Raw genomic sequence first — 12250 nt, forward strand, 5'->3', positions numbered from 1 at the left:
AAGTATTTTAAAATTTTAGATGAACGTAATTACGAAAACAGTTCAGTTGCCAGATGGAAGAACCATCTCAATTGAAACCGGAAAGGTTGCAAAGCAGGCCGATGGTGCAGCAGTTCTCCGCATGGGTAACACAGTACTTCTCGCCACTGTTTGTGCAGCTAAAGAGGCAGTTCCGGGAACAGACTTCATGCCTTTGCAAGTTGATTATCGCGAGCAGTATGCTGCCGCAGGTCGTTACCCAGGTGGTTTCACCAAGCGCGAAGGCAAAGCCAATGACGACGAAATCCTAACATCACGCCTTGTGGACCGTGTTCTTCGTCCACTTTTCCCATCAGATTATCACTGTGAAGTTTATGTACAGGTAATGTTGCTGTCTGCTGACGGCGTTGATCAGCCTGATGCACTTGCTGGTTTGGCAGCTTCTGCATCGCTTGCAGCTTCAGATATTCCAATCGAGCATACTACTTCAGAGGTTCGTGTTGCACGTGTTAACGGCGAGTACGTTATCAACCCAACTTTCGAGCAGATGAAGGAAGCTGATATGGACCTCATGGTTGGTGCTACCAAGGACAATATCATGATGGTAGAGGGTGAGATGGACGAGGTTTCTGAGCAGGATCTCATCGGTGCTTTGAAGGCTGCACACGAGGCAATCAAGCCTATGTGTGAAATGCAGGAAGAGCTTTCAAAGGCTTGCGGTACAGATGTTAAGCGTGCATACGAAGATGAAGTCAATGATGAGGAGTTGCGTGAGGAACTCCGCAAGGCTACATACGACGCTTGCTACGCTCAGGCTCAGAGCGGTGACGATGATAAGAAGCACCGTGAGGAGACTTATGACAAGATTAAGTCTGATTTCACCGAGGCTTATGACGCAGCTCACACAGACCTTTCAGAAGACGACCTCGAAGAAAAACACACTCTTATTGACCGTTACTTTGCTGATGTTCAGCGTGACTCAATGCGCCGTAGCGTACTTGATACGGGTAAGCGTATGGACGGTCGTGCAACAGATGAGATTCGTCCTATTTGGTGCGAGATTGATACACTACCAATGCCACACGGAAGTTCTCTCTTCCAGCGTGGTGAAACAATGTCTCTCTCTACTTGTACTCTCGGTACAAAGATGGACGAGAAGATGGTTGATAACGTTTTGGAGAAGAGCTACCAGCGCTTCCTCCTTCACTATAACTTCCCTCCATTCTGTACAGGTGAGGCTAAGGCTCAGCGAGGTGTAGGCCGTCGCGAGATTGGTCATGGTCATCTTGCATGGCGTGGTTTGAAGGGTCAGATTCCTGCTGACTTCCCTTACACTGTTCGTTTGGTAAGTCAGATTCTCGAATCTAATGGTTCTTCTTCTATGGCAACCGTATGTGCAGGTACACTTGCATTGATGGATGCAGGTGTTCCAATGAAGAAACCAGTGTCAGGTATCGCTATGGGTCTTATCAAGAACCCAGGAGAAGATAAGTATGCTGTACTGAGTGACATCCTCGGTGATGAGGACCACTTGGGCGATATGGACTTCAAGACAACTGGTACCAAGGACGGTTTGACAGCAACTCAGATGGATATCAAGTGTGATGGTTTGTCATTCGAAATTCTTGAGAAGGCGCTTATGCAGGCAAAGGCTGCTCGTGAGCACATCCTCAACATCATGACTGAGACTATTGCAGAGCCACGTGCTGAGATGAAACCACAGGTTCCACGTATCGTTCAGTTGGAGATTCCTAAGGAGTTCATCGGTGCTGTTATCGGTCCTGGTGGTAAGATTATCCAGCAGATGCAGGAGGAAACAGGTGCTACTATCACTATCGAGGAGACTGATGGTGTTGGTAAGGTACAGGTTTCTGCACCTAATAAGGATTCAATCGACGCTGCTTTGGGTAAGATTAAGGCAATCGTTGCCGTTCCAGAGATTGGTGAGGTTTACGAGGGTACAGTACGTTCTATCATGCCATATGGCTGCTTCGTAGAGATTCTACCAGGTAAGGACGGCTTGCTTCACATCTCAGAAATCGACTGGAAGCGTCTTGAGACTGTTGAAGAGGCAGGTATCAAGGAAGGCGATAAGATAAAGGTTAAACTCCTCGAGATTGACCCTAAGACAGGTAAATACAAACTTTCACGCCGCGTTTTGCTTGAGAAACCAGAGGGATATGTTGAGCCACAGCGTCGTCCACGTGGTGATCGTCGTCCTCGTCGTGACGGTGAGCGTCGCTTTGATGAGCGTCGTCCACGTCGTGAGAACAATGAATCTGAGAACAACGATTAATCGTTTGTTATAGTACTATAATCCCCCAGAAGCAGCCTATAAGCTTACTGGGGGATTTATTTCTCTATCTACAAAGCCAAGTAGAGTCTAAACCTAATTCTATTGGATGTATTGATCAACTATATGATTATCATTTAGTTATTAAACCAATAAATTTACCGATTGGACAAGGTATACGTGTAGTACCCATGAAAATAAAATAAAACTTGCACGATAAATATAAATAAAGGTTAAAACATTCTTGTTTTTAATTCTAAATACAATATCTTTGCACCGCGAGAGTTAAAATAGAGTTTACAATATAAAACTAAAATGATTATGAAAAAGATTATGTTTTTGGTAGCTGCTTGTGCAGCTATGGTAGCTTGTAACAATGGCAAGACTACTGCAAACAACGAGGGTGCAGATTCTGCAGTTCAGGATTCAGCTGCTGCTGGCGACTCTGCTGTTTACGAGGGTTTGACACCTGCAGCTGATGTTGCTGGTATCAAGTATCGTGTTGCTTTGGCAAAGGATTCATCAAATGGTTTCAGCGTATCTGAGTCTTACATGAAGTCTGCTTCTGAGGCTGATACTGTTTACAACTATACAGGTAAATATCAGGTTGTAGAGAAGGACGTTAAGGGTAAGAAAAATACTTACTACCAGTTCGAGTTGGGTAAGGACAACAAGACCAACTTCCTCGTAGTAAACGATTCTACACTTCGTCTTGTTAACTCTGACTTCGAGGAGCCAGCAGTTAATACAAAGGATATGAACTACGACTTGAAGTTGAAGTAAGAAGAATCTGTAAACAAAACATTAATATAAAAGGGCTTGCCAAGGGTTTATACCTTGTGCAAGCCCTTTTTCTGTAGGGTAGGGATGATTCGTCTTTATCATGTAATGAATACTTCTCTTCGGTTGTATGGCTCTTTTCTAATGGTATGTAGCGTTTATTATGAGAAATGATAAGAACGTGTTTAGGCTTTCTCACCATTGGTGTTAATGCTCCGCACGATGTGTGCTAAGCCTCCGCACCATTGGTGCGGAGCGTTAACACGAATGGTGATGATGAGAATATCGATACTTTCTCATTGTTTATTTCCAGAGTAAACGCTAATGATTGGACAGCGAGCGATGCTTATCAAGACTGCATAAAACGCCTGATATGATTTTGATACTCCTTATAGAAACAAAAATAGGGACACGTCTGTGCCCCTATTTGATATTGTAATTTAGCAAGAATGAATCTTATCTTCTTGCCATGAAGAAACTTGTACCAGCCTGCATCTGACGAACCTCATATACACCATTTGCATCAAGTGTAACGTCTGCTGTCAAACCATTGTTGAGGAAAGCCTTTACAGAACCATCACCATTGAAGTGAATAATCTTCTGCTCCTTACCCTCAGCATTCATGTACCATGTGTTCTCCTGCTTGTTGTAAGTGAAGTAGAATACGCTACCATCTGGCTTTGTAATCTGATAACCATTCTCGAGATACTTTACAGCATAAATCAAACCATCGTCACCCTTGATGTTGCGTGTTTTACCAACGCGGTTAGCAACAGGATTATCACCTGTCCAGAATTCAATACTGTTGAGTACGAGTGCATCAGCAGCACTACAGAATGCGTAGGCAGGAGAAATTACGAGGAAGATAATCTCATTGAGGAACTTAGATTTTGTAGCGTGCTTGTTCCACTTTGCGAGTTTGTTGAACAAAGCAAATGAACCTACACATGAACTCATGAGTGTTGCGCCAAGCAAGAGGGCAACCATAGACTTGATTCCTTTTGTTTTCATAACTTTCAAATTAGTTTATTTGGTGAATATTAATCTATTATTACTAAGCGGTTTAATTTATGTCTACAAAAATAATACTCTTATTTTTATTAAGAGATAATTTTATTTTATGATATTGAATGTTTGGTGTTTTTAACTTGATAAGTTAATGTTTTTGACATAACAAACGCTTTTGTTAACGCTTTTTCAATCCCGAATCGGTTATTAGAGCCTAAACATATTTTGTTTTATTATCGATCACCTTGGCTGTCTTTTGGGCGTAGGCGTAGCGGGCTACGTCAAGTTAAAAAGGCAGACAAGTTGGCGATAAGAAAATAAAAAATATTAGGAAACAATGCTATAGTTATAAAAACAATATATATTGTGGTCTAATAACCTATTCGGGTTTAAATTGTGTGGAGGTCGATTTACCAATTACTCGACAGAGCTTCATCACTTCTTCCTCGAAGGTTTCTTTGTTAATGGCTTTCCCCTTTAGGACAGAGCGATAGTTATAGATGGTCTGTGGAGAGTAGAACAACAGGTCGGCTATCTCGGCACTTTCCTTTACGCCTAATCGGATAAGTGCCATAATGCGCTGTTCTGTTGTGAGTTCATCGGTGCTTTTGTTCTGAATCTGCCCTTCTGGTAAGAGTAGGCTGTTTAACTCCTCAGTAAAGTCTGGATAGAGATCGAGGAATGCCTTATCAAAACGAGAGAGGAAAGTGGCTGCGTCTTCTTCTGATAATCGTTCTGATGAAAGCTGACTAAGCAGTTCTGTTATTTGATTGGCTTTAATCTTTCTTTTAACCAATGTCTGTTGTTTCTTGAGTCGGGTAATATACTTTGCACAAAGGTCAATATACAATTTTGCTAATCTCTCGCGTTTGCGGTTGGTATCAACAAGTAACGCATTGAGGCCGTGTAGCTGTGTATTCAACTCTTTTTGTTGGGTGTTCAGTTCAGAAAGTTGGTTGTTATTCTTTTGTAATTCTTGTTGCTGAAGACTAAGGCGTTTGGTTTGTTTAACGATATAAAAGACTGCGGAAAGCAGAAAGAGTAGGAGTAGCGAGATAGCTATGATGGCTGTCATCTGCACCTTGTTGCGCTGGTTAAGCGTCTGCTGGTAGCTACTGACAATCACTGGTAGCTTACTTGAAATCTCAATGATGCGGAGCCTGTTATTATAGAAATGGGCATCCTCGAGTGCTGTCTGAATATATTGTTGTGCAAGGTCAAGCTCATCTTTGTTGTGTTCAAAGATGTACATTGCAAGATTTTGGAGGGCAAAGTTCTCCATCGTGCAGTTCTCTATATCTGCAATACTCGACAATAAAAGGAACTCTTCCTGCTTTTCAGTATTTCCCTCGTTGCCATAACTACCAGAGAGAGCAAAGCATGACATGGCATAGAATCGGGAATTTTGGGGTAACTGCTTTATGGCTTTGATGTAATGAGCACGTGCTGCTTGTGGATTATTCAATACAAAAACAGCGTATTCACCGAGGTAATACTCGTGATTTTTACCGGTTTCATCGCAAAAAGGCATCGCCTTCTTAAGATACTCTTGCGCCTTTAATCGGTGTGTTGGCGTATAGGTCTTATCGTTACAGAAGTCTGCCCAATAGGTATGAATACGGAAGAGAGAGATGTAATATTCAAAGTGTTGTGCCTTGTCAAGAACGGTTGTGTCCACCTGTTCTATTTCATGAATAGCCTCATTATATAAGCCACCAATGGATAATAGCTCTGCCTTACTGATGGTATTACTATTGTAATAGTAGGTGTTCTGCGTCTCTTTTGCAAGTTTGATACCTTTGTTTAGGTATGTCATTGCAGAGTCAAATTGGAAAACATAGTATTCTTCAAATAGCTGTTCGTAGGTCTGTAGACGTTTAAGCGTATTCTCACTGGTTGTGAGATTCTTCTTTAGTCGGTTGATATCTTTATTCTTATTGTCGATAAGTGCCTTACGCTGCTCCAATAAATTGTCTAACTTTTGTCGTAGCTGTTGTGTCTTACTACCAGCAGATAATGTTGTTGGCAGTAACAAGAAGAGTATATATAATAAGCTTCTTTTCATCGTTTAATTACTATTGAGTACAAAGATAATACTTTACTCGGAAATAGAGGATGTCTACTTCAAGAAATTATTATTATTATTTAAAATGTTGATAATAAGTTATTTGTGATTAATAGCAACATAAGTTCATCTACTTGAGTACTACTATTGACGGTTACTTCAACTCTTTTTTACTATCTTTGCATAAAATCAAATAATTACTCTTACAATCTTTAAATAGAAATTATAATCATTTTTATACTTTAACAAAACAATGAAGAAAACCAATATTGCCCTTATTGGGCTACTAATGGGGTGGGCAAGCATTGCGAATGCGCAGACTGTAAAGTCTCCTAACGGTAATGTTGCAGTTACTTTCTCATTAACAGGGAATGGAGTGCCTACTTATGAGATGACTTATAAGGGTAAGGCTGTTGTAAAGCCTTCGCACTTAGGTTTGGAATTAGCTAAGAACAAACATGCCAGTAAGGGCATGAACGAAACCAGTCTTATGGATGGTTTCGAGAAGACAGCTACCAAGACTACAACGTTCGATGAGACTTGGAAGCCTGTTTGGGGTGAGACTGCTACCATTCGTAACCACTACAATGAGTTGGAAGTAGACCTCAATCAGCCAAGCAGCAAGCGTAACATTGTTATCCGTTTCCGTGTTTATGACGATGGAATGGGCCTTCGTTACGAATTCCCACAACAGCCAGAATTGAACTACTTTGTTATAAAGGATGAGCATACACAGTTTGCTATGGCTGGCGATCATACAGCTTGGTGGCTTCCTGGAGACTATGATACACAGGAGCAGGAGACACAAGAATCAAAGCTTTCTGAAATCCGTAAGCGTTTCCACGATGCTGTAAACTGGGACAACTCATCTGTTTCTGTATTCTCAGAGACGGGTGTTCAGACCTCTTTACAGATGAAGTCTAATGATGGTTTGTACATTAATATTCACGAGGCAGCATGTGCAAACTATGCTACAATGCACTTGAATCTGGATGATAAAACAATGACCTTCGAGTCATGGCTTACTCCTGACGCTACTGGTTTGAAGGGATTCATGCAGACTCCCTGCGAAACTCCTTGGCGTACGGTGATGGTTAGCGATGATGCACGTGATATGCTTGCTAATAACCTCATCCTCAATCTTAACGAACCTTGTAAGATTGAAGACACGTCATGGATTCATCCAACTAAGTACTGTGGCGTTTGGTGGGAGATGATTGCAGGTGGTAAGTCTTGGGCTTATACTGATGAATTTAGTTCAGTGAAGCTTGGTCAAACTGATTATGCCCATGCAAAGCCTAACGGACATCACCCTGCTAACACCGCAAATGTAAAGAAATACATCGACTTTGCTGCTGCTAACGGCTTAGATCAAGTGTTGGTAGAAGGTTGGAACATCGGTTGGGAAGACTGGTTCGGTCACTGGAAAGACTATGTATTCGACTTTGTTACTCCTTATCCAGACTTTGATTTGAAAGGCTTGAATGAGTATGCACACTCTAAGGGGGTTAAGTTGATGATGCATCATGAGACTTCTTCAAGTACACAGAACTATGAGCGTCACATGGAAGATGCCTTTAATTTGATGAATAAGTATGGTTATGACGCAGTGAAGACTGGTTATGTAGGTGACATTATTCCACGTGGTGACCACCACTATTCACAGTCAATGAACAACCATTATCTCCATGTTATTAAGGAAGCTGCTAAGCATCATATTATGGTGAATGGACATGAAGCAACTCGTCCTACGGGTCTTTGTCGTACATGGCCTAACCTTGTAGGTAACGAGTCAGCACGTGGAACAGAGTATGAAGCATTCGGTGGTAGCGATCCTAACCACACTGTTATCCTCCCATTTACTCGTCTTCAGGGCGGACCAATGGATTATACTCCTGGTATTCTTGAGACTCAACTCTCTACATGGTGCAATAATAAGAGCTATGTTCACACAACCCTCGTAGGTCAACTTGCGCTTTATCTAACAATGTATAGTCCACTTCAGATGGCTGCCGACCTTCCAGAGAACTATCAGAAGTATAATGATGCTTTCCAGTTCATTAAGGATGTTGCTTGCGACTGGGATGATAGCCATTATCTTGAGGCAGAGCCAGCACGTTATATCACTGTTGCCCGTAAGGCAAAAGGCACTAACAACTGGTTCGTTGGAGGAAAGACTGGTCTTGCACCACACCTTAGTGTTCTTAAACTCGACTTCCTTGATAAGGGTCGTAAGTATGAGGCAACCATCTACGCAGATGCAAAAGATGCTGATTACGAGAAGAATCCAAAGGCTTACACCATTACTAAGCGCACTGTCAAGAAGGGTGATGTCCTCAAGCTTCAGCAGGTTCGCGGAGGTGGTTTTGCTATCAGCTTGAAAGCACTTTAAGCCATTAAGTTTTATCGGTATTAACCGATATCAATATAGTATAAGATAGAAGTGCCGCAGAGAAGCGTGATTGCTCAGAAATTCAAAGGGTTATATCCTTTGAAAGATGGCTACGTTTCTCTGCGGATATTCTATCTCTTACACGAAGCGTCTTACTTACTTACTTACTTACTTACTCATCGTGCGACATTCCAGCATCTTGTTTGTTGGTCTGTCGCACATTTTCTTTCTTTTCATTCTTAGTTGTGAGAAGCAATTATATGTCTATTCATAAGCATGTTTTCCCATCTTCTACAAGCAACTTATTCCCTTATTAATTGATCTCTTGTAAACTATTTTCGCAAGGCTCAAAACCAATACATGCTCTTTTGGCTTCTAAAAGACGCCTAATTGACTTGCAAAAGGTGCCCTTTTGAGGTCTAAGTAACGCCCTTTTGAAATCCAATTAAGCACCTTTAATTTTGCTGTTCTATAACAAACTGATTTTCTGCTGGTTAACAATCTGCTTTTTATACGGGTTTTTGCCTTTGTTTTTAGATGTTTTATTCTAATTCGTGTAATGAATTTTCATGGTCTTTTTTATGTTTTTGAAGTATTAAAAAGAAAAGGGATTCTATGTCAGAAGATGATAAAAGGATAGACGGCTGATAGTCTTTGCTATGTTTTTGTTTAATGTTTAGTGTTCTTTCCATTGAGCGCTTCTATTGTGCTTTAACATCATCTAATCGTCATTTTGAATCCGGTTTTTCCTTTTTAAAGAAGTAGTTTCAATTTATTTTCACGACAAGAAGTCGAGGAGGAGTGGTACATTAGGATAAGAAAGAGGGTGAACAGAAGAGGGGTTAATAAAGAATTGTAATAATAATAACCTATAAACAATATAATAATAATCTATTTTTATGAATAAAAAGAACTTTCCCTATTGGTCTAATAGCTACGAACCAATAGGGGAAGGGAATACATTTAGTTCTCAAGAGTAGGGGACTGAATGTTTATTTTGCCTTCAAAATCAAACGGAGGCTTTGCTTATAATTAATATAGTTCCATACCCAGTTGAGCAGAATAAACGTCTTATTCTTTACACCAAGGATAGAGCGAAGGTGAACAACGAGCCACAACGCCCAAGCAGGGAAACCTCCAAACTTCTTTCCAGAGATTTCGGCTACGGCATGGTTACGACCAATAGTTGCCATTACACCGAGATTTTTGTATTTGAAAGGCTTTAGTTCTTTCCCTTTCGACATTGCTTTAAAATTCTTTGCTACTGTCTTTGCTTGCTGCATAGCAACCTGCGCTAACTGTGGATGACCGAGTGGATATTCCTCATCACCCTCGACAAGACTCACATCACCAATAGCATAGACATCTTTTACACCTTTCACACGACAAAAACGATCTGTTAAGAACCTACCAGCATGACCAATACTCTCTGCGGGAAAACCCTCGACGGTGTTTGCACAGATTCCACTCACCCAGATAACGGTCTGTGTAGGAATCTCTAAGCCAGCACTGGTTTTCAGAATACCATCTTTGTATTCAGTAGCAAACTGAGGCTGACGGATATGAACATGCAACTCCTTTAAATCACGTTCTGCTCGCTTTGATGATACTGGGTCCATAGCTGATAGCAGACGGTCAACAGCATTTACAAGGTAGATATGCATCTGTGAAGAGTCAAGGTCGGGGTAATCACGAGCAATGATGTTCTTCTTCATTTCTGCCACAGCACCTGCAATCTCTACACCTGAAGCACCACCACCAACAACGACAATATTCATTAAAGCTTGTTTGCGTGCTGGGTCTTCTTCTGTTAGAGCAAGTTCAAGATTACGGAGAATAGTGTTACGAAGTTTCATAGCCTCACTAACCGATTTCATCGGGAGGGTCGTTGCTTCGATATCCTTATTACCAAAGAAGTTTGTCTTTGCGCCAAACGCCATTACAAGATAGTCGTAATCTATCTCACCTACAGTCGTATTGATTATCTTTTTATCCGTATTCACCGACTCTACCTTTGCCATACGGAAGAAAAAGTCCTTTTTACCTTGGAAGAGTCGACGGAAAGGAAAGGAGATACTACTTGGTTCAAGACCACCCGAAGCCACCTGATAAATCAATGGAGGGAACTGATGATAGTTATTCTTATCTACCAATACTACTTGATAGTCACCGTCTACTAATTTGAAGGCTAATTCCAAACCTCCTAATCCACCACCAACAATAACGATTCTCTTTTTGTCAGTGTGTTCAATGTTTGCTTTCATTATCCTGCTTTTATTTATGTTTGTTTTCTTTTATATGTCTGTTTCCTTTTCTTTCTTACAGAGAAAATCGTGCCAGAGGTATTCTTTGCTAAGGGAAAAGTTATTCCGTTTATATATAAATCAGTTTTGTAAGTCGTTCTTCTGGGAAGAGTTCGCGTGCAACAGCTTGCACCTCTTCAGCGGTGATAGCGTCAATATTGCGATAAAGTGCTGATATATCTTTCTTCCAACCATAGTGGAGAAAACCTTTAGCGAAGTCTAAAGCAAGGTTCTCTCGGTTGTCACAAGCTATGCCAATCTGTCCTTTAATCTGCTGTTTAGCTATAGACAACTCGTCATCTGTCAATGGAATGTCGATGAAATGGTCAAGTTCTGCACGTACAAGGCGCATACATTCGTCCAAATCATCTGCGTCGCAGCCAAAGTAAATGCTCCAAATACCTGTTAAAGAATAGCTCACTATAGAGCTTTCTACCGTATAAACGAGTCCACGCCGTTCACGAAGTGCAAGATTCAACCGGGCACTCATACCAGGTCCACCTAAGATGTTATTAAGTAGATAAAGTGCCATACGTCTTTTATCATGTATGCTATAGGCACGATTACCAATCATCACGTGGGCTTGGTGAGTATGCTTATCTATCTTAACTGTCTGTGGCTGATATTCACTCAATGCAGGAAGCGGAGTTTCTATTGGCTTTTCAGTTTCACCCTTTATTCTTACTTTCGAGTGATTTTCCTTCTCTAAAAGGCTAAGTAGATTATCAAAATCCACATCACCATAGGCAAAAAACACCGAATTCATCGGTTGGTAGTGCTTCTGAGTGAAACGAAGTGCATCCTCGGCAGTAAACTTCCTGACACGCTCTGCCGTACCAAGGATACTATGTCCTAAAGGATGTCCACGGAAGATGATATTTTCAAACTCATCATATATCAACTCTGCTGGACTATCGTTATAAGACTCGATTTCATCGCAAATAACTTCTACCTCCTTGTTAATCTCTTTTTGTGGATAGATACTGTGAAAAACAATATCTGTCAGTAGGTCTATCGCTCGGGGAAGATGGTCCTTCAGAATAGCTGAATAATAAACCGTATTGGTCTTGGTGGTGAAAGCATTGAGATCGCCTCCTACTTGCTCAAGACATTGAATAACATCAATTGCTGTTCGGCGAGTAGTACCTTTGAAGGTAACATGTTCGCAGAAATGAGCAATACCCTCCTCGTCAGGTAGTTCGTTAGCTGTCCCGACGTTGAGTTGATACCCACAATAGACCACTGGTGAGGTCGTTGAAAGGGTAATGATGCGCAGTCCATTCTCTAAGACTGCAGTCTGATATCTTGTCATAGGGTGCAAAATTAAGAAAAAAGAATGAAAACTAATAGACTTTAATAGACAAAGAAAAAAGAACTCGATTCATTTTGTGTTCCGCCTAAATTTCTGTATATTTGCACAACTAAAGCGA

7 protein-coding genes are annotated in these 12250 nt (G+C 41.1%); 3 read left to right on the top strand and 4 right to left on the bottom strand.

The window, feature by feature from the left end:
- Positions 1–19: 19 nt before the first annotated feature.
- Positions 20–2275, top strand: coding sequence for a polyribonucleotide nucleotidyltransferase (gene pnp / locus FIU21_RS12525; RefSeq protein WP_036885728.1), 2256 nt, complete (start codon positions 20–22; stop codon positions 2273–2275).
- Between the two features lie 318 nt (positions 2276–2593).
- The gene (locus FIU21_RS12530) at positions 2594–3055 is read left to right on the top strand and encodes a copper resistance protein NlpE N-terminal domain-containing protein (RefSeq protein WP_036885777.1); all 462 of its coding nucleotides are present in this window, start codon (positions 2594–2596) and stop codon (positions 3053–3055) included.
- A gap of 453 nt (positions 3056–3508) precedes the next feature.
- Here FIU21_RS12530 and FIU21_RS12535 read toward each other — a convergent pair whose 3' ends face one another.
- The gene (locus FIU21_RS12535; RefSeq protein WP_004358816.1) at positions 3509–4063 is read right to left on the bottom strand and encodes a DUF3332 domain-containing protein; all 555 of its coding nucleotides are present in this window, start codon (positions 4061–4063) and stop codon (positions 3509–3511) included.
- Positions 4064–4439: 376 nt separating this feature from the next.
- On the bottom strand, positions 4440–6125 hold the full coding sequence (locus FIU21_RS12540; protein ID WP_036885727.1) for a SusR-related protein: 1686 nt from the start codon (positions 6123–6125) through the stop codon (positions 4440–4442).
- 253 nt (positions 6126–6378) lie between these two features.
- Here FIU21_RS12540 and FIU21_RS12545 point away from each other — a divergent pair, with 253 nt between their 5' ends.
- A complete protein-coding gene (locus FIU21_RS12545; RefSeq protein ID WP_004358812.1) occupies positions 6379–8517 on the top strand; it encodes a glycoside hydrolase family 97 protein in 2139 nt (712 codons plus the stop codon).
- A gap of 992 nt (positions 8518–9509) precedes the next feature.
- Here the strand turns inward: FIU21_RS12545 and FIU21_RS12550 are convergent.
- Together FIU21_RS12550 and FIU21_RS12555 are read right to left on the bottom strand one after the other, a co-directional pair.
- A complete protein-coding gene (locus FIU21_RS12550; protein ID WP_004358810.1) occupies positions 9510–10781 on the bottom strand; it encodes an NAD(P)/FAD-dependent oxidoreductase in 1272 nt (423 codons plus the stop codon).
- A 109-nt stretch (positions 10782–10890) separates the two neighbouring features.
- Positions 10891–12132, bottom strand: a complete 1242-nt coding sequence (locus tag FIU21_RS12555; protein WP_004358809.1) for a M16 family metallopeptidase — start codon at positions 12130–12132, stop codon at positions 10891–10893.
- Between the last annotated feature and the right edge of the window lie 118 nt (positions 12133–12250).

Origin of the sequence: Prevotella melaninogenica (assembly GCF_013267595.1) — a bacterium.
In the GTDB taxonomy this organism is placed as follows: Bacteria; Bacteroidota; Bacteroidia; order Bacteroidales; family Bacteroidaceae; genus Prevotella; species Prevotella melaninogenica_D.